The 25,498-nt window shown below is 39.5% G+C and carries 19 protein-coding genes; 7 read left to right on the top strand and 12 right to left on the bottom strand.

Annotation, left to right across the window (positions count from 1 at the left end; all coding sequences use genetic code 11):
* Positions 1-9 precede the first annotated feature (9 nt).
* The 7 genes from MKL62_RS05900 to MKL62_RS05870 form a co-directional block, all read right to left on the bottom strand.
* Complete coding sequence (locus tag MKL62_RS05900; protein ID WP_000532213.1) at positions 10-483, bottom strand: RidA family protein; 474 nt, start codon at positions 481-483, stop codon at positions 10-12.
* 120 nt (positions 484-603) lie between these two features.
* Positions 604-3,360: an aconitate hydratase AcnA gene (gene acnA, locus MKL62_RS05895; protein WP_001151979.1), complete on the bottom strand. Its 2,757-nt coding sequence runs from the start codon at positions 3,358-3,360 to the stop codon at positions 604-606.
* Between the two features lie 124 nt (positions 3,361-3,484).
* Positions 3,485-4,297, bottom strand: a complete 813-nt coding sequence (locus MKL62_RS05890) for a TatD family hydrolase (protein ID WP_000549985.1) — start codon at positions 4,295-4,297, stop codon at positions 3,485-3,487.
* Positions 4,297-5,238, bottom strand: a complete 942-nt coding sequence (locus MKL62_RS05885; protein WP_025470096.1) for an RsiV family protein — start codon at positions 5,236-5,238, stop codon at positions 4,297-4,299. Before MKL62_RS05885 ends, MKL62_RS05890 begins: the two co-directional genes overlap by 1 nt.
* A gap of 87 nt (positions 5,239-5,325) precedes the next feature.
* The gene (locus tag MKL62_RS05880) at positions 5,326-6,168 is read right to left on the bottom strand and encodes a hypothetical protein (protein ID WP_001054080.1); all 843 of its coding nucleotides are present in this window, start codon (positions 6,166-6,168) and stop codon (positions 5,326-5,328) included.
* A 69-nt stretch (positions 6,169-6,237) separates the two neighbouring features.
* On the bottom strand, positions 6,238-7,830 hold the full coding sequence (locus tag MKL62_RS05875; RefSeq protein WP_000008539.1) for a peptide chain release factor 3: 1,593 nt from the start codon (positions 7,828-7,830) through the stop codon (positions 6,238-6,240).
* A 204-nt stretch (positions 7,831-8,034) separates the two neighbouring features.
* Positions 8,035-8,898, bottom strand: a complete 864-nt coding sequence (locus tag MKL62_RS05870) for a heme oxygenase-like domain-containing protein (RefSeq protein ID WP_000037371.1) — start codon at positions 8,896-8,898, stop codon at positions 8,035-8,037.
* A 330-nt stretch (positions 8,899-9,228) separates the two neighbouring features.
* On the opposite strand from MKL62_RS05870, the gene MKL62_RS05865 reads away from it, so the two are divergent.
* Complete coding sequence (locus MKL62_RS05865; RefSeq protein ID WP_000043985.1) at positions 9,229-9,801, top strand: TetR/AcrR family transcriptional regulator; 573 nt, start codon at positions 9,229-9,231, stop codon at positions 9,799-9,801.
* 215 nt (positions 9,802-10,016) lie between these two features.
* Here the strand turns inward: MKL62_RS05865 and MKL62_RS05860 are convergent, their stop codons facing one another.
* The 5 genes from MKL62_RS05860 to MKL62_RS05840 all read right to left on the bottom strand — a co-directional run bounded on the left by MKL62_RS05860 (position 10,017) and on the right by MKL62_RS05840 (position 16,838).
* Positions 10,017-10,580 (bottom strand): TetR/AcrR family transcriptional regulator, encoded by a 564-nt coding sequence (locus tag MKL62_RS05860; protein WP_001985463.1) that lies wholly within the window; start codon positions 10,578-10,580, stop codon positions 10,017-10,019.
* 608 nt (positions 10,581-11,188) lie between these two features.
* Positions 11,189-13,243, bottom strand: a complete 2,055-nt coding sequence (locus MKL62_RS05855; RefSeq protein ID WP_000510211.1) for a bifunctional diguanylate cyclase/phosphodiesterase — start codon at positions 13,241-13,243, stop codon at positions 11,189-11,191.
* A 330-nt stretch (positions 13,244-13,573) separates the two neighbouring features.
* Entirely contained in the window at positions 13,574-14,590 is a 1,017-nt protein-coding gene (gene ilvC, locus MKL62_RS05850; RefSeq protein ID WP_001165443.1) for a ketol-acid reductoisomerase, read from the bottom strand.
* A gap of 32 nt (positions 14,591-14,622) precedes the next feature.
* The gene (ilvN, locus tag MKL62_RS05845; RefSeq protein ID WP_001215920.1) at positions 14,623-15,114 is read right to left on the bottom strand and encodes an acetolactate synthase small subunit; all 492 of its coding nucleotides are present in this window, start codon (positions 15,112-15,114) and stop codon (positions 14,623-14,625) included.
* Positions 15,114-16,838 carry an acetolactate synthase 3 large subunit gene (locus tag MKL62_RS05840; protein WP_000422094.1) on the bottom strand — a complete coding sequence of 575 codons (1,725 nt, stop codon included), beginning with the start codon at positions 16,836-16,838 and terminating at the stop codon, positions 15,114-15,116. Before MKL62_RS05840 ends, ilvN begins: the two co-directional genes overlap by 1 nt.
* A 504-nt stretch (positions 16,839-17,342) precedes the next feature.
* Here MKL62_RS05840 and MKL62_RS05835 point away from each other — a divergent pair.
* The 6 genes from MKL62_RS05835 (at position 17,343) to MKL62_RS05810 (ending at position 25,477) form a co-directional block, all read left to right on the top strand.
* Positions 17,343-17,678: a DUF4124 domain-containing protein gene (locus MKL62_RS05835; protein WP_001054464.1), complete on the top strand. Its 336-nt coding sequence runs from the start codon at positions 17,343-17,345 to the stop codon at positions 17,676-17,678.
* 186 nt (positions 17,679-17,864) lie between these two features.
* A complete protein-coding gene (gene leuS, locus MKL62_RS05830) occupies positions 17,865-20,489 on the top strand; it encodes a leucine--tRNA ligase (RefSeq protein WP_005129726.1) in 2,625 nt (874 codons plus the stop codon).
* Positions 20,490-20,516: 27 nt separating this feature from the next.
* Positions 20,517-21,026 (top strand): LPS-assembly lipoprotein LptE, encoded by a 510-nt coding sequence (locus MKL62_RS05825; RefSeq protein WP_000549819.1) that lies wholly within the window; start codon positions 20,517-20,519, stop codon positions 21,024-21,026.
* 19 nt (positions 21,027-21,045) lie between these two features.
* Positions 21,046-22,035, top strand: coding sequence for a DNA polymerase III subunit delta (gene holA, locus MKL62_RS05820; RefSeq protein ID WP_000762831.1), 990 nt, complete (start codon positions 21,046-21,048; stop codon positions 22,033-22,035).
* Positions 22,036-22,142: 107 nt separating this feature from the next.
* The gene (locus tag MKL62_RS05815; RefSeq protein WP_001124211.1) at positions 22,143-23,480 is read left to right on the top strand and encodes a MacA family efflux pump subunit; all 1,338 of its coding nucleotides are present in this window, start codon (positions 22,143-22,145) and stop codon (positions 23,478-23,480) included.
* 2 nt (positions 23,481-23,482) lie between these two features.
* Positions 23,483-25,477 carry a MacB family efflux pump subunit gene (locus MKL62_RS05810; protein ID WP_000165905.1) on the top strand — a complete coding sequence of 665 codons (1,995 nt, stop codon included), beginning with the start codon at positions 23,483-23,485 and terminating at the stop codon, positions 25,475-25,477.
* Positions 25,478-25,498 lie beyond the last annotated feature (21 nt).

Below are 25,498 nucleotides of genomic sequence, written 5' to 3'. Positions count from 1 at the left end.
AACTTACTTTTATTTCAAAGCAAAAATGAAGTTGATTTCAACAGATGCATTTTTTGGAAGTTGGTACACGCTGACCGATGTACGTGTATGCCGTCCCGTATCTAAACCCAAAATTTCATAAAGTATTTCAGATGCTCCATCAGCAACTTCGCTTTGCTGTATAAAAGATGACGTTGAATGAACAAATACATTCATTTGTAAAACTTTTCCAATAACATCTAAAGTCCCATAGTGCTGTTTTAAAATTGCTAAAGCTCTCATGGTGCTAATACTTGCAGCAAGCTGTGCATCTGATAAATCAACATCTAATCCAACTTTTCCACAAATCTGTACCGTATCTCCCACTCTTGGAATTTGACCACTAATAAATACAAGTCCAGCGTGTTCAATTAATGAGGTATATTTACCTCCTATTTTTATATCCCCTGAAAAATCATATCCCAATCGAGATTCAACTTTTAAAAATACTGTATCTCTACCCATAATTGCTTCTTCTTATAACAAAAATTATTTTATTTATATTTAGCTTATCCATTAAATAAAGACAATAAAAAAGCCTCATGAATATAAGGCTTTTTTATATAGCTTTTGAAAAATAGACATTTATGAAGCAATCAAATTCCGAAGTACATAATGCAAAATACCACCTGCCTTAAAGTACTCAACCTCATTTAACGTATCAATTCGACATAACACATTAAAATGACTAGCTACTCCATTTGGCCCTTTCACATCAACCTCAAGAATTTCATGAGGCTGAATACCATCCGATAAACCACGAATCGAAATGACTTCATGACCCGTTAAGTTGAGGGACTGTCTGGTTTGGCCATCAACAAACTGTAATGGCAACACGCCCATACCCACCAAGTTTGAACGGTGAATACGTTCAAAACTTTCAGCAATGACAGCTTTTACACCTAACAAGTTCGTTCCTTTGGCAGCCCAGTCACGTGAAGAACCTGTTCCGTATTCTTTACCAGCAATAATCACAAGCGGTGTATGTTCTTGTTGGTAACGCATTGCCGCATCATAAATGGCAAGCTTCTCACCACTTGGCACATGTATGGTATTACCGCCTTCTTCACCGCCGAGCATTTCATTTTTAATACGAATGTTGGCAAAGGTGCCTCGCATCATGACTTCATGGTTACCACGTCGTGAACCATAAGAGTTGAAGTCTTTTGGCTCAACACCTTGCTCTTGCAAATATCGACCTGCTGGACTGTCTTTTTTGATATTACCCGCTGGTGAAATATGGTCAGTGGTTACCGAGTCACCAAGCACTGCCAAAATACGTGCCTGTTCAATATTCTTGATTGGTTTTGGTGGCTCACCAATACCTTCAAAGAACGGTGGATGACGAATATAAGTCGAGTCATCAGCCCATTCGTAAGTTTTACTTTTTGGAATCTGAATCGCTTGCCAGCTTTCATCACCATCAAACACCGCAGCATATTCTTTGTGGAACATATCGGTATTTACTTTTTGTAAGACGGCATCAATTTCTGCCTGACTTGGCCAGATATCTTTTAAGTAAACAGGTTGCCCATCTTTACCTTGCCCGATTGGTTGAGTCGTTAAGTCGGTACGGATATTCCCAACTAAACCATAGGCAACCACAAGTGGTGGTGAGGCAAGCCAGTTGGTTTTAACTAATGGATGCACACGCCCTTCAAAGTTACGGTTACCCGAAAGTACAGATGCCACGTTTAGATCATGACATTGAATTGCATCTTCAATTGGTTCAGGTAAAGGACCTGAGTTACCAATACACGTTGTACAACCATATCCGACCAAGTTATAGCCCAACTCATCTAAATACGGCGTAAGCCCAGCCGCCAATAAATAGTCGGTCACAACTTTAGAACCAGGCGCAAGTGAACTTTTTACCCACGGTTTACGCTGCAACCCCTTTTCAATGGCTTTTTTAGCAAGTAAACCGGCTGCCAACATGACACTTGGGTTAGAAGTATTGGTACATGAAGTAATCGCTGAAATCACGACATCACCATGATTTAATGGATATTCTTGTCCTTCAATTACACAAGATGGGCTTTCATGCTGAATATTGGCTTTGGTCGCTTCTACAGCCGTACCGCCACCGCCTTCATTTTCTAAACGTTCTTTCGCTTCTTTGGCTGGCTTAAGGGTTAATTCCATGAGCGCATTAAACGTTTTAGGTACTTCCGATAAAAGCACACGGTCTTGAGGGCGTTTTGGACCTGCCAAACTTGCCTGAACCGTACTCATATCTAAACTTAACGTATCTGTAAACACAGGTTCATCACCCGCATTACGCCATAAACCTTGCGCCTTGCTATATGCTTCCACCAATGCAATACGGTCACTTTGACGACCTGTTAATTTCAAATAACCCAAAGTCACTTCATCAATTGGGAAGAAACCACAAGTTGCACCATATTCAGGCGCCATATTGGCAATGGTTGCACGGTCAGCAAGTGGTAAATCGGCTAGACCATCGCCATAGAATTCTACAAATTTACCTACCACACCTTTTTGGCGAAGCATTTGAGTAATGGTGAGCACCAAGTCAGTTGCCGTAATCCCTTCTTGTAATTTGCCGGTTAGTTTAAAACCGATCACTTCAGGAATGAGCATAGAGATAGGCTGACCCAACATGGCAGCTTCTGCTTCAATACCACCAACACCCCAACCTAAAACCCCTAAACCATTAATCATGGTGGTATGTGAGTCTGTACCCACTAAGGTGTCAGGGAAAGCAAAGGTTTGTCCGTTGTCTTCACCTAACCACACTGCTTGAGCCAAATACTCTAAATTGACCTGATGGCAAATACCGGTACCTGGTGGCACAACACTAAAGTTATTAAATGCAGATTGTCCCCAACGCAAAAATTGATATCGCTCGCCATTTCGCTGCATTTCAATTTGAACGTTTTCTTCAAAAGCCTGATCATCGGCAAAATGGTCTACCATCACAGAGTGGTCAATAACCAAATCTACAGGTGATAACGGATTAATTTTTTCAGGGTCACCCCCCGCTTCAGCCATTGCAGCACGCATTGCGGCTAAGTCAACGACTGCCGGAACGCCGGTAAAATCTTGCATTAAAACCCGTGCAGGTCGATATTGAATTTCTTGATCTGAGGTACGGGTTTTTAGCCACTCAGCTAAAGCATAAATGTGTTCTGTTTTAACACTGAGCTGATCTTCAAACCGTAATAAGTTTTCCAACAGTACTTTTAATGATTTCGGCAGTTTGGCAATGTCACCTAGCTTTTTCTCGGCTTGGGTTAAGCTAAAAATCTGATAATTGCTGGAACCTACTGTTAGCGTCTGTAAAGCATTAAAACTATTGATATTGCTATACTTAGCCATTGGGTTATCCTCCCATGTCTGGCAATGTTATTTTTCACGTTTTTACATGTTGTTTTCTTACTTTAAGCTTCTTTTTTAATCGCTGTGTTTTGTTTTAGTTACTATTTCTAATCTTTGATTTTTATTACGATAATTTCAAAGCAGATAAAGAGTTTTTCCACAGCAAATCTGCTAATTCTGACTCTGCCATATTTAAATTTTCAGCCAAACTTTTTAGTACATAAGGTAAATTCACAGGCGTATTTCGAGTACGCTGCTCAGTTGAAGTTTGGCAGCAAAGTGGCGTCATATCAGGACAGTCTGTTTCAATCACTAAATGCTCGGCACCTATAGCCTGCACAACCGTATGAAGCTTTTTCGCATTGGGGTTCGTGATTTGTCCCGTCACACCAATTTTAAAACCAAGCTTAATCAGGCCTTTTGCCTCCTCTACTCCGCCACTAAAGGCATGAGCAATGCCACCGAGTTTAAACTTATGCGCTTTTAATAGTGCGAGCACATCACCATGTGCTTTTCGTATATGAAGCAACACCGGTTTTTGGTATTGAGTTGCCAGATCTAACTGATCAGCAAAATACTGTTTTTGCTTGGCATATATATCGGGCTGCTTGTGTTCCTTTAAGAAGGTATCTAAGCCGATTTCTCCTATTGCGACGCAGTCTTCTTGCTGCAAAATCTGTTCAAGATGAGAAAGATGCTCTGGTTTGTGCTGCTCAATATAAAACGGATGCAACCCCGGTGCTAAATAAGAAGTAGGCACGTTGTCCCACTGCTTGAGCTGATGATGGGTTTGTACCAAATCATCAAAACGTGACTGTAAAAAGCCTATTAACACCAGAGCATCCACACCCACTTTTTTAGCTTCAAGTGCTAACTGGTGCCGATCTTCATCAAAATCGGCAACATCAAAATGGGTATGAGTATCAAACAGATGCATTAGCTGGCACTTTTTGCGGCAGGTGTCGAAGCTGGTTTAGCTTTAGGCTGCGGCAAATATTCTTCTTTCAATACTTCTTGTAATTGGTCATATGGAATGACTAAACGAGGTAGCCCGACCACATAAGGTCCAATTTCATATTCGCCATATTGAAGAATTAAGCCCTGATCACCTAACAGGAAATTTTCTGTGAGTTTAAACGGCCAAGCTTGCTCATATTCACTCACACTATTTGCAAGTTTTGAGTCTGTCACCCAAGCTTTAAACGCTTCATGTGCTAATTTTTCTAAAGCCGCTTTTTTCTCTGGACGTAACAAGTCTTCAAGCTTGACCTGCTTTTCTTTCTTTAAATCAAAATTATAATATTGCTGCGCTGCCGAGCCATGTGCCCCGCCTAAATAGCTACTACTATTTACAACAACAGTTACGACTTTACCTTGAGACTGTATGATTTTAGGTTTCACCAACAGATTAATCTGGTGATTACTACTTAGAGCCTTTAATTCATTGTCCAAATCAATAAATGAATTTGCATAGCGCTGAACCTGAGCATCGAAACTATCTTGTTGCTCTGTAGCGGCAGCTGCTGAAGCTTCTGTCTTCTTATCAGCTTGTGCTGCTTTTGCATCTGGTTCTGCAATTTCAAGAATCTGTCCAAGTGCTTTTAAAACTTGTTGATCAATAATCTTATCAATAAAAGGGAAATTACTTTGTAGGCGTTCTACCGTAAATTCAGGACAAGTTTTACCATCACAATCCGGTAAAGTCACTTTACTTGGAACTGTTTCTCCTTTCAAAGTCAGTTCTACAGGCTTTTGTTCAATCACAGCCGGTTTTTGCTGATCTTCCGACTCTTTAGGATCACTTTTAGGCTGACATGCCACCAAAAATATCGCAGAAGCAAGTAGCGTTAAACGTAGCGAAGCCTTAGAAGTTAACATCATATTTTGCCTTTATTCTGAGAAGATTATGCATAACTCATATGAAGTTAGCGCATCTACAAGTAGGTTGCAAATTCTGCTACCAACTTAAAACATTTGTTCATAAACCTGAGGTTGCAATATTTTTTTCGTTTGTTCTGTTGTTAAATAAATATCAAGTTGAGGCGCATCTTTCGTAATCTGATTTGCCTGATAGTGCAAACCTACCCCTTCACCATCAAAGAACCAGTCAGCTTGTCCCCAATATAAAGTTTTTGGGGCCTGTTTTTTGACATCGGCAGTTTGCTTTTTCAACCAGTCCTGATACGCGGTTTGAACAATTTGATGTACTGTCGGTTGCTGATCTTTTTTAAGCACATCAAGCAACGTTAAGTTTTTATGCAGTTTACGATCAGCCACGAAAAAATAATAACGGTCTTTTATGGTGATCTCTTCTTGTTTACTGTCTAAAGCCAATTGCAATAACACATACTGGTTACGCTGCGAGGCAATGCGTGTACGAATGTGTAACTCATAAGCACGATTTTTAGAATACTTATCTTGCCATTCATCCGACTTTTTCACGTAAGCATTAATCGCTTGTTGAAGGCTTAAATCTTTTTTCAAATTAATTTGAGCTTGAATAACTTTCGCCTGATTTTTTTCAATCCAGCTATTTAACCACGCATCTTGGGTTTTTATGGTTTGAATATCGACATCAATACAATTTTTCTTTTCACAAAACGGCACTGCATAACTTGCTTTGGTTTCGGTCAAATTTAAATAAGGTAAAACCTCTGCTTTCTCAACCGGATGGTCTTGAGTAGAAGCTGAATTTTCTTGAGAAGATGATGAAGACTGAGGCTTTTTCCAGACAAATACACAAATAGCCAAAATTAGAGCTATGGCTGCAACCACAAGCGCAATAATTGTCTTTTTACTCAAGTTCATTTCATCATCCTTTCTTATTTTTCAAAACAAAACAGCTTCTATTCGAAGCTGTTTGTCACATTTACATGATTAGTGTTCACGTGTGCTACGGAACTCAATATCAGGCCAACGCTCTTGCATAATCTGCAAATTCACTCGGCTTGGCGCAAGATACGTTAAGTGTCCGCCACCATCAATAGAAAGTTGGTCATGTGCCTTTTTCTTAAACTCATTAAGAATCTTTTCATCATCACAATGAATCCAGCGTACCGTATTTACACTTACTGGCTCATAAACACAGTCAACTTTATATTCTTCTTTCAAGCGGTAAGCAACAACGTCAAACTGAAGTACACCCACAGCTCCCACGATCAAATCATTGCTAATTTGTGGCATAAATACCTGAGTTGCACCTTCTTCAGACAACTCTTTCAACCCTTTTTGCAACTGTTTTGACTTTAATGGGTCTTTCAAACGTACACGGCGGAACATTTCCGGCGCGAAGTGAGGAATACCTGTGAAGTGCAAGTTTTCACCGCTAGTGAAAGTATCACCAATCTGGATTGTACCGTGGTTATGTAAACCAATAATATCGCCCGGCCATGCTTCTTCTAAGTGCTCACGCTCGCCTGCAAGGAAAGTCAACGCATCACTAATACGAACTTCTTTACCAATACGTACGTGATTCATTTTCAGGCCTTTCTCGTATTTACCTGAACAAATACGCATGAAGGCAATACGGTCACGGTGTTTAGGGTCCATGTTGGCTTGAATTTTAAATACAAAACCAGAGAAACCTTCTTCTTTTGCTTCAACCACACGTTCTTGCGTTGGGTGAGCTTTAGGTTCAGGTGCCCAGTTCATAAATGCATCTAGAACGTGGTCAACACCAAAGTTACCTAATGCCGTACCAAATAGAACAGGCGTTTGTTTACCTTGTAAGAAAAGCTCGCGGTCTAATGGCTCATTTGCCATTTGTACAAGCTCAAGTGACTCTTCAAAAGAAGCCCACGCTAACTCACCAACTTTTTCACGAATATCAGCGTGATTATAGCCATCACGTACTTCAATATCGGTAATGGTTGAACCAAAACCTGCTTTGTAGACATACAATTTATCTTCAAGAATATTGTATACACCAGCAAAGTCACGACCCATACCAAGTGGCCATGTAATTGGTACACAGCGAATGTTTAAGACATTTTCAATTTCATCTAACAACTCAAGTGGCTCACGAATTTCACGGTCCATTTTGTTGACGAATGAAATAATTGGTGTGTCACGCATACGACACACTTCCATCAATTTGATGGTACGTTCTTCGACACCTTTTGCACCATCAATCACCATTAGTGCAGAGTCAACAGCAGTAAGGGTACGATAAGTATCTTCCGAGAAGTCTTCGTGCCCCGGTGTATCGAGTAAGTTAATCGTGTGACCTTTATATGGGAACTGCATAACAGACGTGGTGATCGAAATACCACGTTCTTTTTCCATTTCCATCCAGTCAGATGTAGCTGCACGATCAGATTTACGGCTTTTTACCATCCCTGCAACCTGAATCGCTTTACCCCATAACAACAGTTTTTCTGTCATGGTGGTTTTACCGGCATCGGGGTGGGAAATAATAGCAAATGTGCGTCGTTGAGCGACCTGTGCCGCTAACTCATCTTTAAAACTCATGAAATACACCTACTGCGGAGATTGCAGTGCCAAAGATCTAAAGTCGATCAAAATAAAAATTGGCGTAATTGTAGCAGATTTATAGGTACTGTTTAGAGATTGTTGAGTTGTCTATCAGTGTTTTCATATTTGGAATATTTTTAATTAAGCCATTAAAAAAGCCTGTTCAATATCAACAGGCTTTTTATGAATAAACTTAGACGCTTATGCTAATTTCTTTTCTTCAATAAATTGGACATCGGCAATTTGTGCATCCCAAAACTCAGTCCACAGTGCACAATAATCAAGACATAGTTGAGTCAAGCTTTCATAATCATCTTTGGTAATGGCTTGAGCCAACGCAAACCAAAGGTCATCCTGATGGTCATCATCAGCAGCTTCAGCTGTTTCATCTGTTGAAACGCCGTGTACATGGTAATAACCACCACCCTTAACATCGATATTTACAAACTTGGTTGCTTGTCGCAATGGTGGGCTAAAAAGAATAACTTCTTCTTCTGCCACCGCCAATAATGCCACCACATTAATATAACGATCGTAAGAAGCTTCTAAAAATGTTCTCACCTGATCTGCAATTTTTGAAGGTTTATAATTACGGCGGTCAGCCTCAGTCAAACCATAGTCATTTAGCAAATCTTCATATAATGGATAATGTGCATATTCAGGGTTGCCTAAATAATAATGATCTTTATCTAAACCCGGTCGAAAACCAAATTCATCTAATATATTTAAGCTCAACAACACCCGTGGAAACATTTTAGCGCCTGAGTGAAGCTTTGGCTCCAATTGTTTTGTCAGAAACTGCGCCTTTAATAAAGCATCGGTAAAAATCTGAACAATGGCATGACGATATTCTAAATGAATACGAGTCAGGGTTTGTTTATCAAGATAACCGTTATTTAATATTTCAATTGCAGGGTGTTTACTTACTGGCAATTGCGCAATTTTATTCCTTAATTGTTTGAGAAACTGTAAGTTTTCTTCCCATTGTGAAGCGGGAATACTATCTTTCATCCCCTGCAATGCTTTTTCTCTTGGATTATTAAAGTCTTCAAATTTTTTTGACATAATCATTCTCAATAAAAAGTTTTTCTTATAGTTAAGCTAAAGGCTATCCCTCTATTTCCATTACGTATTCGAACGTAAAAAGGATAAATTCCGTATACCCATACTTAACGAATTGATATTATGTTTATTATCTCAACAAATCAATGGATTAATTAATATTATTTAAAAAAGTAAACTATTGCCAATAAAATATTTATTTCTTTATTTATCAAGGCAAACCAAGCTATTGAATAAATATAATTTTTTAAATATCATTAAATAAGTTTTATTTAAGCTTTCATACTTTACAATAGCAAAGTTAATCAAAAAATATCTATGACGGGGCAACCAATGTCAAAAAGAGAAACGATTATAACAACAGCAATGACCCTTTTTAATCAGAAAAGTTATACCTCTATTGGGGTAGACAAAATTATTGCTGAATCTAAAGTTGCAAAAATGACTTTTTATAAGTACTTCTCTTCTAAAGAAGTTTTAATTGAAGAGTGTCTTCGCCGAAGAATTTTAGAAGTCCAAACTTCTTTATTAGATAAAGTTAATAGTGCAGATAACCCATTAAATAAACTGAAAAGTATTTTTAATTGGTATATCGACTGGATTAACACTGAAGATTTTAGTGGTTGTTTATTTAAAAAAGCAACGATAGAAGTCCTGCAGCTCTATCCTTCTATTAAAAAACAAGTAAATAAATACCGTGAATGGATTTACAGTTTAGTTTTATCTATATTTTTAGAGTTAGAAATTGAAGATCCAAAAGTATTAAGCAGTCTTTTTCTTAACATTATAGATGGGCTTATTATTGACGGGACAATTAACAAACCAGAAATTAACTCTGAAGAAACATGGTCTTATATAAATAAACTCATTGAGCTTGAAACAAAACAAAAATATGAAGCTGCTTAAAAAATTTAATTATTACGGTTCCTTACCATATTATAAGTTTTATTTTGAAGATGAGAGGATCTGTAATACATGCTCTATCAGGTGATCAGATCTGTTTTTTATCTGGTTCAATATAAAGTTCAGGCCGATATGTTTTAAAAGCACAACCGCCTGAACTCTATATAAATTTAGTTATTCTAAATATATCAATTAATAAACATATAGATTTTAATAAGTTAATCTTTAAGAAAAATACCCTTTAAAATATAAGCGAATAACAGTTCTCTCGTATCACCCCTAGTTTCATCTAGCAGCTGAATAATGGCACCATCTAATGTAAATAAAAACATATCGCTATCGCTTTTCGTAGTGTCTTTCTTCACAGTTAAAAGCAATTTATAAACTTCAGTAGTTAACCAATGCCGATACTGTACAACCACTTGATAGGCTGCGGGGTAGAGTTTTTCAATTTCAAAAATAGCCCTAAATAGCAAGTGGTAATAACCATCCAGGCTGGTATGTAAAAAGAAAATTTTTTTGAGTTTTTCACGCAAGATTAAATCTTTTTGTAGGTAAATGATTGAGCGTACTTGCTCTTTTAAGACGTCTTTTTGAAAGTTTAGGCACATTTCAATAAGCCGTTCTTTAGAGTGGAAATAGTTATAAAACGAAGCTTTTGTCACCTCTGCTTCTCGCACAATGCGGTCTACTCCTACGTTATGAAAACCATGTTTATTAAAAAGATATCGAGACTTATGGAGTACGCTTAACGCGCGAAATGAGAGATCTGAATATGGCATATATGTACCGTTATAAAATAATTTCTTGTTGTGTCTAAATGAGAGAAAACGGCTGCAACTTTTGCTTTAGGCAAAAAAAGCATGCAAAGGCCCCAAAGATGGCCCTAACGCATCTCAAGTTTTATTGTTCATATGATTTTTTAGTCGTGAAGAACTGACGCCTGAAAACCTAAAGGTGATCAAACTGCATAAAGACTAACTGGGAGGTGTAAAAATAGTATGCATAGCCAACTCCTTATTTTGGGAGTTCTGCCAAAGCATTAATAAAAGATTATGGTGGCAGAACGAGCAAGGGTTCGCAGACTGATAGTAAAGAATCAGCACACCCAAAGGTGTCCCTCACTCGTCCTACCGCAACGAGCGAGGGACGATTGTACACACAAGACTACTCCTCAGAAGGAATAATCTGATGCCTTTACTAATCGGTCTGCGACAACCGGCTGGCAATGTAGGCCAGCAGGCAAAGGATAATCTGAGAGTTTAGAAGTGTCAATGTGGAATTTATGACAAGTTTTAAAAATTCTTATTATTTTTCATTAGATTAACCAAATTATTATATTAGATATTATATTAAGTAGTAGTTTTTTAAATTTAACCAAATATCTGGGTTAAACAAAATGAGCGCCTTGCGACTGAATCAGTTGCCCTACATTTACAGGCATACCCAACAAATAACCTTGGAACTGCTGACAGCCCAAGCGCGTTAAAATCTCAACTTGTTGCTGTGTTTCCACCCCTTCGGCTGTTACGGTTAAACCTAACTTTTTCGCCAAATGAATAATACTTTCTAAAATGACTTCTTCTTTTGAGCCCGGTTTTAAATCGACAATAAATCCACGGTCAATTTTAAGTTCATCAACTGGTAAATCTTTTAAATATAAGAAGCTTGAGTGCCCTGTTCCAAAGTCATCAATTGCCACCCGAATACCCATATCGCGCAGTCGCTCACAAGCCCGAATGCTTAAGTCGATATGCCGCATTGCGGTTGATTCGGTAATTTCAATAATGAGGTGATGCGGCTGAATTTGGTATTTTTTTAATAAGCCTTCGAGAGTACTAAAGAGCTTTTTATTTTCGAACTGCAAGGCCGATAAATTGACTGCGATAGGATAAAACTGCGTATTGCTACGTTCCCATTCCTGAATTTGTTGGCAAGCTTGCTCAAGCGCCCAATATCCCATTGGAATAATTAAACCTGTTTTTTCCGCGCCACCAATAAACATATGCGGTGTCAGCATACCTAAAGACGGATGGTTCCAGCGAATGAGTGCTTCTACTCCACAAATCTCAAGATTGGTATTAAATTTTGGCTGGTAATAGAGAACAAATTGTTTTTCTTCGACTGCTTTGTATAAATCATTGATCAGTTTTGACTGACTTCTTGTTTCTTGTTGATGGGTAGAATAACTAAAGACGGTATAAGTATTGCGGCCCTGCTCTTTAGACATCAGCATGGCAGCATCGGCATTCATCAGCAGGTCTTGAACATTTTGCCCATGTTCAGGGAACAGTGCGATACCTAGACTTGCTGAAATATTAATTTCTTTACCGGAAATTTGGTAACTGTCTTGAATAAGATGTAATACTTTTTCAGCAAGTTGCATTGCCTCTTCAGTATCAGTGTTTTCAGCAATGAGTAAAAACTCATCCCCACCAATTCTAAGCAATTTACATTTTTCATTGAGTTGCCAATGTAACCGATTGGCCATTTGTATAAGCAGTTGATCACCAATGTGGTGTCCAAACGCGTCATTTACCGATTTAAAACGGTCTAAATCAATATAGAGAAAAGCTATTTTTTGGTCTTTATAACGGTGATCTGAAAGGAGAACTTCGGCGTAATCCACTAAATAAAGTCGGTTTGGTAATTTAGTTAAGTTATCTTGAATAGAGAGGTTGGCTAATTCTTTATTGGCTTTACGCAGTTCTAGATTTCGCTGGTTCAGTCGTTGTTCCAGCACGGCAACAATAAAACTCGCGACCAGCACCAGACACGTCACCAAGATAATTGTAAATAGCAGCAAGTCATGTTCAGCCTGATATTGGCTTACAAACTTATCGGTAATATTTGTCGAAATAAGTGCCGTATAGTGCATCCCCATAATACTTAGGGTCATCATCACTGCAAAGGCTAATTTTAAACTTATACGGTGACGTTCACTTTCTTTTAATTTATAGGCCAGCAAGAAAGCTAGTCCCGACCCGCTCATGGCAATTAAGACAGAAAATAAAATAAGAAAGGAAGTGTAGTCTTTCTTATAAATATCAATATTCCAGCCTAACATACTCACATAATAAGAAGCAGAAATTCCAATTCCCATAATGACTGAGCTTAAAATGAGTCTAAATATAGGAAGTGTAAAACGAGAAGTCAGCCAAATTGCGACACTTGAAAGTACAGCACTAATGCCAAAAGCCAGTGTAATTAAAGGAACGTTCGAGGAAGCTGCTTCAAATAAATGGTAAGCATGCATACCGACAATATGGACAATACTAATCGCTGCTGCGAGTAATAATCCATTGAGTAATAAAATAAACGGCTCAATCTTTTTATAAGTTTGCTTAAATATTAACTGCTCCATGGAAATCACAATATAGCAAATAGCGCCAGCCGCAATAAAAGAGCCGACGATCAATGTGCTATCGTAATCAACATGACCCATATTGGACTTCCATGATTATTCAATACTTTTTTTTATTTTGTTCAACTCATTGCACAAAATACAATTAAACACGTTAAAGAAAAATTAGTAAATTCGACTTTTTTAGTCAGTTATAAACAATAACATTATCTAACATTTGGTCAAGTATTTTTTACTTTAGAAATCAATAAAGTAAACAAAAATTAAGCATCCAATTATATGAAAAATATAGGATTTCTTAAGTCTAGGTCAATTGACCTTAATGATGTTTTTTTAAACTTGTTTTAGGGGCTAATAAAATAAAAAACCCTGCATTTAGCAGGGTTCTTTTAAAAACAATAGAAAAGAGAATTAGTTTTTCTCTTTGTCTACGATCTTGTTCGCTTGAATCCAAGGCATCATCGCACGTAATTTAGCACCAGTTTGTTCAATACCGTGTGCAGCATTTTGACGACGACGAGCTGTCATAGATGGGTAGTTCAACGCACCTTCTTGGATGAACATCTTCGCGTATTCACCAGATTGAATACGTTTTAATGCATTACGCATTGCTTCACGAGACTGTTCATTGATTACTTCAGGACCAGTTACGTATTCACCGTACTCAGCATTGTTAGAAACTGAGTAGTTCATGTCAGCGATACCGCCTTCGAACATCAAGTCAACGATTAACTTAAGTTCGTGTAAACATTCGAAGTAAGCCATTTCTGGTGCATAACCAGCTTCAACCAAAGTTTCAAAGCCCATTTTCACAAGTTCAACTGCACCACCACAAAGAACTGCTTGCTCACCGAATAAGTCAGTTTCAGTTTCTTCACGGAATGAAGTTTCGATAATACCTGTACGGCCACCACCTACGCCAGAAGCGTAAGAAAGCGCAACATTACGTGCATTACCAGAAGCGTCTTGGTGAATTGCGATTAGGTCAGGAACACCTGAACCACGTTGGAATTCTGAACGTACAGTGTGACCAGGAGCTTTAGGCGCAACCATGATTACGTCTAAGTCTTTACGTGGAACAACTTGGTTATATAGAACAGAGAAACCATGAGCAAATGCTAAAGTCGCGCCTTCTTTGATGTTTGGCTCAATCACGTCACGGTAAAGTTGTGATTGGAATTCATCTGGAGTCAAAATCATTACGAGGTCAGCTTGCTTAACTGCTGCTGGGACTTCAGCAACTTTAAGACCAGCGTTTTCAGCTTTCTTCCAAGAAGCTGAACCAGCACGTAAACCTACAGTTACGTCTACACCTGAGTCTTTAAGGTTAAGTGCATGAGCATGACCTTGAGAACCGTAACCAATAATCGCAACTTTCTTGCTTTGGATGATTGATAAGTCACAGTCTTTATCGTAAAAAATTTGCATTTGTGTTCTCCGCTAAAATACTTTTTAAAAAATTAAATGGCTAAAACTTTTTCGCCACGGGCGATACCTGATACACCTGAACGAACGACTTCAAGAATGGTGTTTTCTGCAAGCGCATCGATAAAACCATCTAATTTTTCAGTTGTCCCTGCTATTTGAATGGTATAGGTCGTTGGTGTCACGTCTACAATTTGCGCACGGAAAATATCCGCAGTGCGTTTAATTTCAGCACGTGAAGCACCTAATGCTTTTACTTTGATTAGCATGAGTTCACGCTCAATGTGTGAACCTTCTGATAAATCAACTACTTTTACCACCTCAACAAGCTTGTTGAGCTGTTTCGTAATTTGTTCGATCTTATGGTCATCGCCATAAGTCGTTAACGTCAAACGCGATAATGTCGGATCTTCGGTTGGTGCAACATTAAGTGTTTCAATGTTGTAGTTACGTTGACTGAATAAGCCCACCAAACGAGAAAGCGCACCAGCTTCGTTTTCAACGAGTACAGAAATAATGTGTCTCATTAAATGCGCTCCCCTTTAGAAATCCACATATCACGCATAGATTGACCTGCAACCTGCATTGGATAAACGTGTTCGCTACGGTCAACCATAACGTTGATAAATACGCATTTATCATTGATTGCCATTGCTTCTGCAAGCTTAGATTCAAGTTCATCGGCATGATTAATTTGAATGCCTACATGACCATAAGCTTCCATTAACTTGGCAAAGTCAGGTAATGACTCAACATAAGAACTTGAATGACGACCTTCATAGTTCATATCTTGCCATTGTTTCACCATACCTAATGCACGGTTGTTCAAGCACAAGATTTTTACGTTCAAGCCATATTGTTTACAGGTTGAAAGTTCCTGAATACACATCTGAATTGAAGCTTCACCCGTAATACAAACAACTTGCTGGTCTGGGAAAGCAAGCTTCGCAGCCATTGCATAAGGTAAACCAACACCCATGGTGCCAAGACCACCTGAGTTGATCCATTGGCGAGGACGTTTGTACTTATAATAAAGTGCACCAAACATCTGATGTTGACCTACATCAGAAGTAATAATGGCATCGCCATTGGTCACTTTATATAAAGTTTCAACAACCTGCTGTGGCTTCATAGTGCCATCAGATGGATTTTCATATTTCAAACCATGAACTTTGCGCCATTCATTGATTTGAGACCACCAAGCTGCAATTGCTTCAGGATTTGGTTTAGACACATTTAATTGTTTTAACTGTGCCAACATTTCTTGAAGAACTGGCTCTACTGCACCAACGATCGGAATATGAGCCATAATCGTTTTTGAAATGGTTGCAGGGTCGATATCGACATGAATCACTTTTGAGTTCGGGCAGAATTTGGCTGGGTTATTTGTTACGCGGTCATCAAAACGCGCACCAATCGCCAAAATTACGTCTGCATGGTGCATTGCCATATTGGCTTCATATGTACCGTGCATACCTAACATGCCAATAAACTGTGGGTCATCGCCCGGGAATCCGCCTAACCCCATAAGTGTGTTAGTTACCGGATAACCAAGTAAATGCGCAAGTTCGGTTAATAACGCAGAAGCATTCCCTTGTACGACACCACCGCCTGTATAAATAACAGGACGTTTTGCAGTTAGTAATTCATCAATTGCTTTACGAATTTGACCAGAGTGGCCGCGTGAAGGTGGTTGATATGAACGCATCTTCACTTTTTCAGGATATTCGTATGCAAACTTTTCTGCAGGGTTAGTCGCATCTTTAGGAATATCGACTACAACTGGACCAGGGCGCCCACTTGATGCGATATAGAATGCTTTTTTAATAATTGCAGGGATTTCACTTGCGTGGCGGACCTGAAAGCTGTGTTTCACGATAGGACGTGAAATACCAACCATGTCAGTTTCCTGGAAAGCGTCTTCACCAATCAGATGTGATGCAACCTGGCCAGACAAAACCACCATTGGGATTGAGTCCATATAAGCTGTTGCAATTGGAGTTACTGTATTGGTTGCGCCTGGACCAGAAGTGACCAGTACTACGCCAGTCTTACCTGTAGCACGCGAGTAGGCATCTGCCATATGACCAGCAGCTTGCTCATGGCGCACGAGGTAATGATTGATTTTGTCTTGTTGAAATAGCGCATCATAAATATGTAATACTGCGCCGCCTGGATAACCAAAAACATGTTCAACGCCTTCGTCCGCAAGAGCGCGAACGAGCATTTCACCACCAGATAAAAGTTCCAACGTGATTCACCCTAAAATCTTATATCACTATTTTATGGAAGGCATAAATAGTGTTTCATTCATTGAATTGTCTGCACTGTTATAGCACACATATTGTCTAGTTTTCGTTGCAATAGAAAAATTTCTGTTTTTCAGCCGTATAAGCTGTTTTAACATTAATAAAGCATGTCTGGATATACATACTTTAGTAAAATCAATCTCTCGGCTAGAGAGAATGTCTATTACAAAACATGACAGTTATTCGAAGGGTGATCGAGTAAATGCATATAAAACTAGAGAAAGCATTTTTGTTGTTTCTATATACAAAGTCAAGAATAAAGAAAAGGTTTTTCCATAAAAAAATTTAGCTGCTGCTTTTTTAATCTAATATTAAATTGTGAATTTACTCTTCTTAGCTCATTATTTATTAAAAATTCATTATTTTTATATAAAACGATCCATTCTAAATTGCTTATTTATAAAGTTTATTTAAATATAATTAGTTTACATTGGGGAAGAACTGATATGAATTTATCTTATTTAAAAACAAGCCTGTATACAGCCGCTACAACAGCAATTTTACTTTGCTCAAGTCAAAGTCAGGCACAGCAATATTATAAATGGATAGATCAAAGTGGCTCGACACATTACACCACGACGCCACCACCTAAAGGCGCAAAACATTTGAACAAAGTTTCGACTTACGGCAGTCAACCATTGTTGAAAAATCCAACATCAAACTCAGAACAACCATCTCAGGATAAAGATAAAGTCGTGCAAGAAGTAACTAACGTAGCAGTGGAAAAAGGTGCACCTGCTGTCCCGGTCCCACCTGCCCCGTCTGTATCGGCACCAAGATAATTAAAATGAGAGTGGTGAATATTTTTACCACTCTTCAATTATTTAAAATAAACAAGAATAGATTGGGAAATTTTATAGCGCAGATTAAAAGATAAAATCCTGCTCTAAAAACTGACATTTTCCTCTATTTTGCGCTATGCTGTGCAGCAATCTTTCATTTCAATTTTCGTTGTATAGCTTACGTCTATGACTATTTCTCACATTGACCCAGAATATCAAGCAAACACGATTGAACCATCAGTCCAACAAGATTGGGAAAATCGTAAAGTCTTTAAAGTTGCCGACACTGTCGAAGGTAAACATCGCTACATCCTGTCAATGTTCCCTTACCCAAGTGGCAAACTGCACATGGGTCATGTGCGTAACTATACCATTGGCGATGTAATTAGCCGTTTTTACCGTTTAAAAGGCGAAACCGTATTACAACCTATGGGTTGGGATGCATTTGGTTTACCAGCGGAAAACGCTGCAATTGCCCATAAAGTTGCTCCGGCAAAATGGACATTTGAAAACATCGCTTACATGCGTGACCAATTAAAAAAATTAGGTCTATCTGTAGATTGGGACCGTGAATTTGCAACGTGTACACCAGAGTACTATCACTGGGAACAATGGTTGTTCGTTCAGCTTTATAAAAAAGGTTTAATCTACCGTAAACTTTCAACAGTAAACTGGGATCCGGTTGACCAAACAGTTTTGGCAAACGAACAAGTTGAAAATGGTCGTGGCTGGCGTTCAGGTGCATTGGTTGAAAAACGCGATATTCCAATGTACTACTTCCGTATTACGGACTATGCACAAGAATTATTAGACGACCTAGACACTCTACAAGACGGCTGGCCTCAACAAGTGTTGACCATGCAGCGTAACTGGATTGGTCGTTCTACAGGTATGGAAATTACCTTCCCATCTGCCAATACTGAAATTTATGCTGACGGCTTAACTGTTTATACAACACGTGCCGACACACTTATGGGTGTGACGTACGTTGCCGTTGCAGCAGAACACCCTCTTGCGCTTAAAGCTGCTGAAAATAACCCTGAATTGGCTGCATTTATTGAAGAATGCCGCATGGGTTCAGTTGCAGAAGCTGACTTGGCTACAGCCGAGAAGAAAGGTATGGCAACAGGTTTGTTTGTAAAACACCCTGTAACTGGCGAAGAGCTCCCTGTCTGGATTGCGAACTACGTATTAATGTCTTACGGTTCTGGCGCAGTGATGGCTGTACCAGCACATGACGAACGTGACTTTGAATTTGCTAACAAGTTCAACTTGCCAATTAAGCAAGTCATTGATGCCAAAGGTGCTGACGATGCAGACTACTCTGCTACCGAGTGGCAAGAATGGTACGGCTCTAAAGAAGGTAAACTTGTTAACTCTGGCGAGTTTGACGGTCTAGAATTCCAAGCTGCATTCGATGCATTCCTTGCGAAATTAGAACCACAAGGTTTAGCAAATTCTAAAGTTCAATTCCGTTTACGTGACTGGGGTGTTTCTCGTCAACGTTACTGGGGTTGCCCAATTCCAATGATTAACTGTGATACTTGTGGTCAAGTCACAGTTCCTGAAGATCAACTTCCGGTTGTATTACCAACTGACGTTGTTCCAGATGGTTCAGGTAATCCACTAAATAAAATGCCTGAATTCTATGAAACGAAATGTCCTTGCTGTGGTGGCGATGCACGCCGTGAAACAGATACATTGGACACATTCGTAGAATCATCTTGGTACTACGCACGCTATGCATCTCCAGACTTTACTGGTGGTATGGTAAAACCTGAAGCAGCTAAAAACTGGCTTCCTGTAAACCAATATATCGGTGGTGTTGAACACGCGATTCTTCACTTACTTTATGCACGCTTCTTCCACAAATTAATGCGTGATGAAGGTGTCGTACAAGGTAATGAGCCATTTACCAACTTGTTAACTCAAGGCATGGTGCTTGCAGATACTTTCTATCGTGAAGCAGAAAATGGTAAGAAAACTTGGTTCAACCCTGCTGATATCGAATTAGAACGTGATGAGAAAGGTCGCATCATTTCTGCAAAATATTCAGGTGATGGTCAAGAAGTGATTATCGGCGGACAAGAAAAAATGTCCAAGTCGAAAAATAACGGTATTGACCCACAAGCCATTATTGATCAATACGGCGCAGATACAGCTCGTGTATTTATGATGTTTGCTGCACCACCAGATCAATCTTTAGAATGGTCTGATGCAGGTGTTGAAGGTGCAAACCGTTTCTTGAAACGTGTATGGCGTCTGGCAGCAAGCTTCCTTGAAAAAGGAAACTCTGCAACAGCAATCGATAAAGCAAGCTTGTCTAAAGATGCTCAAGATTTACGTCGTAAGACACACGAAACCATTCAAAAAGTAAGTGATGATATTGAGCGTCGTCATGCGTTCAATACTGCAATTGCTGCATTGATGGAATTGTTAAATGCAAGCAATAAGTTTGAAGCAAAAGATGATAATGACGTTGCTGTAGAACGTGAAGCAATCACCACATTGTTAACTTTACTTGCTCCATTTGCACCACATTTAAGTCAGACTTTATTGGCTCAGTTTGGTACGGACTTAACAGAAGCAACTTTCCCTGAAGTTGATGCTTCTGCATTAACCCGCAATACTCAAACGATTGTTGTACAAGTAAATGGTAAACTTCGCGGTAAACTTGAAGTTTCTGTTGATATTTCTAAAGATGAGTTATTAGCTCAAGCGAAAGCATTACCAGAAGTTCAGCAGTTCTTAACAGGACCAACCAAAAAAGAGATTGTGGTTCCAAACAAATTGGTTAACCTCGTGGTTTAATTACAGGTATTAATGAGAGGATCAAGCATGCACTTAGCCCAACGTTTAGCCGCTGTTGTTTTAACCTTAGGCCTTAGTGCAGGCTTAGTCGGGTGTGGTTTCCATTTAAAAGGAACCAACCCGACTGCGACTCCACTTGTTTATAAAAAATTAAGCCTTGAGTTACCGGCAAAAACCGATGACCTTGAAACACAATTAAAAGTGTATTTAACGGCAAATGGTGTTCAGCTCAGCAATGACAACGACGCCTATGTTCTTCGTGTTTTAGAATACACGCCTCGTCGTCAGCTTCTAAATGGTAAACTTACAGAAGTGTTATTACGCTTGACCGTAACTTTCCAAATCGAAGACCGTCAAGGTAATAAAATTACAGAGCCGCGTACTTTAACCGCAGCTCGTAGTTATCAATATGACTTGGCAACGGTCAACACTGAGAACCAGCAAGAGAGTTACTTGCAACGTATTGTAATTGATGACCTTGCACAGCAAATTACTCGTCAAATTTCAGCCAATCGCTTACCAAAAGCTCAACCATAGACGTATCTTTTCTTAAGTAATGAAACTTGACTATTTACAAGCCCTCAAACGCATTCCGGAAGCTCGGGGTGCGTGGATCCTGCATGGACAGGAACCTTTATTAGAACAAAATTTACTCGATACTTTCCGCAAAAGCTGGCAGCAACAAGACATTGAAAGACAGCGCTACGATATTAGTAGTGTAAGTGACTGGAAAAATGTCTTTAATGCACTGAACAGCTTATCTTTATTTTCTCAGCAACTTGCGATTGAAGTTCACGGCAATATCAAGCCCGATGCCAATGGTTTAAAACAGCTAAAAAGTTATATCCAGCATAATGAAACTAACCTGCTGTTAATTGTTTTACCCAAACAAGACAGTAGCAGCTTAAAATCTGCTTTTTTCCAAGTTGTTGAAGCGAACGGTGTGGTGGTTGCCCTTACTGCTAACTATCCGCAAGATCGTCAACGAATATTAGCCGCTGAGGCTGAGAAGTTAGAAATTCAACTCGACAATGATGCTTGGCAGTGGCTCATGCAGCATCATGAGCATAACCTGCTCGCTGCTAAAAATAGCTTGATGCGGGTAAGAGATACTTTTCCAGACCAGAAACTAATTCAAATTGAACAGTTATATGCGTGTCTACAAGATCAGTCTCGTTACACCACTTACGATTTAAGCGATGCGTTATTAGAAGGTAATCTTGCTCAGTCCATTAAGATCTTTCAATATTTAATCGGTTCCGGTGAACCGGAAAGCTTGATCTTATGGACATTAAGTAAAGAAATGCGTTTATTAATGCAGTTGTTTGAACAACCACATAATGCATTACAACTGGGTATATGGAAAACAAAAGTTAGCTTATATCAACAAGCATTAAGAAGACTCAATCCACAGCAATTTTTGGGATGGTCTGCCCTGCTTTTACAAATTGATGCCGCAATCAAAGGCATGTCAAATGAGAATGCCCAACATTTAATGCAACAAGCCATTGCCGAGCTGTGTGGAAAAACATTATTTATACATTAGGGCAGCCAAATCATTTGCCTGCTTTATTGAAATATCATAAAAATTCACGTTTTATCCTCATTTGACTCTTATACTAAGTTAAATTTTAGACTTTTCGACCTCTCGCCATGCCAAAAATAAAGCCAATTAAACTCGTAATTATTGTCGTCTGTATCGCCATTATTGCTGTCTTAGCTTGGAAATTCTTAAAGCCTAAACAACAGCAGCCTCAATATATTACAGCAGAGGTAACTCGCGGGGATATTGAGAATAATGTACTTGCAACCGGTACACTTGATGCAACCAAGCTCATTAGTGTGGGTGCTCAGGTATCTGGTCAGGTTAAAAAGATGTATGTGCAGCTTGGTGATCAAGTAAAACAAGGTCAACTTATTGCACAAATTGACTCGACCACCCAAGAAAACAGTTTAAAAACATCTGATGCCAATATTAAAAATTTAGAGGCACAGCGTCTTCAGCAAATCGCTTCTTTAAACGAGAAACAACTCGAATATCGTCGTCAACAACAAATGTATGCTCAAGATGCAACACCTCGTGCAGATTTAGAGTCGGCTGAAGCTGCTTATAAAACAGCTCAGGCACAAGTTAAAGCATTAGATGCACAAATTGAGTCTGCAAAAATAACGCGTTCAACAGCACAAACCAATATTGGCTATACACGTATTGTTGCGCCAACTGATGGTACGGTTGTTGCGATTGTGACCGAAGAAGGTCAAACGGTAAACGCAAACCAAAGTGCTCCAACTATCGTCAAAATTGCAAAACTTCAAAATATGACGATTAAAGCACAGGTGAGTGAAGCCGATATTATGAAAGTGGAAAAAGGTCAGCAGGTCTATTTCACGACCTTAGGTGATGAAACCAAGCGCTATGCAACCTTACGTCAAATCGAACCTGCTCCAGATTCGATCTCTAGTGAATCAAACAGCACCACAAGTTCAACAACCAGCTCAGCTGTTTACTACAACGCTTTATTTGATGTTCCAAATACGGACGGCAAATTACGTATTGATATGACTGCACAAGTTTATATCGTATTAAATTCAGCAAAAAATGCCTTACTGGTTCCATCTTCTGCGTTAAGTAGCAAACAATTTTCTGGCCAAAGAAAACAGGGTCAATCAGCAGATAAAGCAAGTTCTACTCCAAGTGCAGAACGCAAGCATCAAGGTAACGGCGCCCGTTTAGAACGCTTAAATTTAACTCCTGAACAAAAACAACTTATTGAACAAGGCAAAGCAACTCTGAGTGTAGTTCGCGTTTTACAAGCAGATGGTACGACTAAACCAACACAAATTTTGGTAGGTATTAATAACCGTGTAAATGCGCAAGTACTTGCCGGATTAAAACAAGGTGACCAAGTTGTAATTGCCGATAGTTCAGAAAACTCTGCAGCTTCTGCAAACAGTGGTAATAACCGCCGCCGTGGCCCAATGGGAATGTAAGCATGACAAAACAAGCTTTGCTTGAAGTCAGCAATCTGGTCCGGGAATTCCCTGCTGGCGAAAGCACGATTCAAATTTTAAAAGGCATTGACCTGACCATTTATGAGGGTGAGCTGGTTGCTATTGTCGGCCAGTCCGGCTCTGGTAAATCAACACTCATGAATATTTTGGGCTGTCTGGACCGCCCAACGAGTGGTAGTTATAAGGTTAATGGTCAAGAAACCGGTAAACTTGAACCAGACCAGTTAGCGCAGTTACGCCGTGAATATTTTGGTTTTATTTTCCAGCGCTATCATTTACTGGGTGACTTATCAGCTGAAGGTAACGTTGAGGTTCCAGCTGTTTATGCTGGTGTTACTCCAGCAGACCGTAAACAGCGAGCTACTGCCCTGCTCACGGAGTTAGGTTTAGGTACTAAAACGCAAAACCGACCAAGTCAGCTTTCAGGTGGTCAACAGCAACGTGTGTCGATTGCACGTGCCTTAATGAATGGCGGTGATGTAATCTTGGCCGACGAACCAACAGGGGCACTCGATTCACATAGCGGCGTTGAAGTGATGCGAATTTTGCGTGAACTCAACGCGGCTGGTCATACGATTATTTTGGTAACGCACGATATGCAAGTTGCAAAGAATGCAACGCGTATTATCGAAATTAGTGATGGGGAAATTATTAGTGACCGTCCTAACGTTCCAGACCAGTCTTTAGAAGAAGTTAAATCTGATCCAGATGCAGCACCTGCTTTACAAAATAAGCAGAAAAAAGGCAAAAGTATTTCGGCTTGGCGATCAACTCTAGATCGCTTATCCGAAGCCTTTCAAATGGCTTTACTGTCCATGAATGCTCACCGCATGCGTACTTTCTTAACCATGCTGGGGATCATTATTGGTATTGCCTCTGTCGTAACAGTGGTCGCACTGGGTAATGGCTCTCAACAACAGATTTTGAGCAACATTAGCAGTTTAGGCACCAACACAATTACGGTATTCCAAGGTCGTGGTTTTGGTGATAACTCCAAGACAGCCAATTTTAAAACGCTAGTTCCTGCCGATGCCGATGCATTAATGACACAGCCTTATGTCAGTGCAGTCAGCCCGATGGTCAGTACATCCAAGACTATGCGCTATCAACAAAATGAAGCAAATGCGACTATTAACGGCGTAAGTAACGATTATTTCGATGTAAAAGGTCTAGTTTTTAAAGACGGCCAAACCTTTGATCAACGAAGTGTCCGCGACCGCTCACAAGATGTGGTGATTGATACCAATACGCAAAAACAATTCTTTAGCGATGGTACTAACCCAATCGGGCAAGTCGTGTTACTGGGTAGCGTACCAGCTCGTATTATCGGCATTGTAGAACCTCAGACCAGCGGAATGGGTTCGGATGACACGCTGAATGTATATATGCCTTATACCACGGTCATGAGCCGTATGTTAGGGCAAGCGCATGTCCGTAATATTGTCGTACGTATTAATGATAAATACTCGACCAGTGCTGCTGAAAACGCCATTGTTAACTTATTAACCCAACGCCACGGTGCCCAAGATATTTTCACCATGAACAGTGACAGTATCCGACAAACCATTGAGAAAACCACAAGTACTATGACTCTCTTAGTATCAGCAATTGCTGTAATTTCTCTGGTAGTTGGTGGTATCGGGGTAATGAATATTATGCTGGTTTCGGTGACTGAACGTACGCAAGAAATTGGTGTGCGTATGGCTGTGGGTGCTCGACAAAGTGATATTTTGCAGCAGTTCCTGATTGAAGCAATTTTAGTATGTTTGATTGGTGGTGTACTTGGCGTACTGTTATCACTTGGCTTAGGACAACTGATTAATAAGTTTGCCGGTGGCAACTTTGCTGTCGCCTATTCAACCACATCAATTGTTGCTGCGTTTGTGTGTTCAACATTGATTGGTGTCGTATTCGGCTTCTTACCTGCCAAGAATGCAGCAAAACTTGACCCTGTTGCAGCACTATCACGAGAATAAGGAAAATTGCATGTCTTTTTC

Source organism: Acinetobacter sp. AOR01_HL, from assembly GCF_027855455.1.
Lineage (GTDB): Bacteria > Pseudomonadota > Gammaproteobacteria > Pseudomonadales > Moraxellaceae > Acinetobacter > Acinetobacter baumannii.
The sequence above is the reverse complement of the archived record's forward strand: the minus strand, read 5'-3'. Positions and strand labels throughout refer to the sequence as shown.

What these genes read in the sequence shown, in the direction of transcription:
- MKL62_RS05900 (WP_000532213.1), bottom strand. Translation starts at nt 483, where the DNA reads ATGGGTAGAGATACAGTATTTTTAAAAGTTGAATCTCGATTGGGATAT.
- acnA (WP_001151979.1), bottom strand. Translation starts at nt 3,360, where the DNA reads ATGGCTAAGTATAGCAATATCAATAGTTTTAATGCTTTACAGACGCTA.
- MKL62_RS05890 (WP_000549985.1), bottom strand. Translation starts at nt 4,297, where the DNA reads ATGCATCTGTTTGATACTCATACCCATTTTGATGTTGCCGATTTTGAT.
- MKL62_RS05885 (WP_025470096.1), bottom strand. Translation starts at nt 5,238, where the DNA reads ATGTTAACTTCTAAGGCTTCGCTACGTTTAACGCTACTTGCTTCTGCG.
- MKL62_RS05880 (WP_001054080.1), bottom strand. Translation starts at nt 6,168, where the DNA reads ATGAACTTGAGTAAAAAGACAATTATTGCGCTTGTGGTTGCAGCCATA.
- MKL62_RS05875 (WP_000008539.1), bottom strand. Translation starts at nt 7,830, where the DNA reads ATGAGTTTTAAAGATGAGTTAGCGGCACAGGTCGCTCAACGACGCACA.
- MKL62_RS05870 (WP_000037371.1), bottom strand. Translation starts at nt 8,898, where the DNA reads ATGTCAAAAAAATTTGAAGACTTTAATAATCCAAGAGAAAAAGCATTG.
- MKL62_RS05865 (WP_000043985.1), top strand. Translation starts at nt 9,229, where the DNA reads ATGTCAAAAAGAGAAACGATTATAACAACAGCAATGACCCTTTTTAAT.
- MKL62_RS05860 (WP_001985463.1), bottom strand. Translation starts at nt 10,580, where the DNA reads ATGCCATATTCAGATCTCTCATTTCGCGCGTTAAGCGTACTCCATAAG.
- MKL62_RS05855 (WP_000510211.1), bottom strand. Translation starts at nt 13,243, where the DNA reads ATGGGTCATGTTGATTACGATAGCACATTGATCGTCGGCTCTTTTATT.
- ilvC (WP_001165443.1), bottom strand. Translation starts at nt 14,590, where the DNA reads ATGCAAATTTTTTACGATAAAGACTGTGACTTATCAATCATCCAAAGC.
- ilvN (WP_001215920.1), bottom strand. Translation starts at nt 15,114, where the DNA reads ATGAGACACATTATTTCTGTACTCGTTGAAAACGAAGCTGGTGCGCTT.
- MKL62_RS05835 (WP_001054464.1), top strand. Translation starts at nt 17,343, where the DNA reads ATGAATTTATCTTATTTAAAAACAAGCCTGTATACAGCCGCTACAACA.
- leuS (WP_005129726.1), top strand. Translation starts at nt 17,865, where the DNA reads ATGACTATTTCTCACATTGACCCAGAATATCAAGCAAACACGATTGAA.
- MKL62_RS05825 (WP_000549819.1), top strand. Translation starts at nt 20,517, where the DNA reads ATGCACTTAGCCCAACGTTTAGCCGCTGTTGTTTTAACCTTAGGCCTT.
- holA (WP_000762831.1), top strand. Translation starts at nt 21,046, where the DNA reads ATGAAACTTGACTATTTACAAGCCCTCAAACGCATTCCGGAAGCTCGG.
- MKL62_RS05815 (WP_001124211.1), top strand. Translation starts at nt 22,143, where the DNA reads ATGCCAAAAATAAAGCCAATTAAACTCGTAATTATTGTCGTCTGTATC.
- MKL62_RS05810 (WP_000165905.1), top strand. Translation starts at nt 23,483, where the DNA reads ATGACAAAACAAGCTTTGCTTGAAGTCAGCAATCTGGTCCGGGAATTC.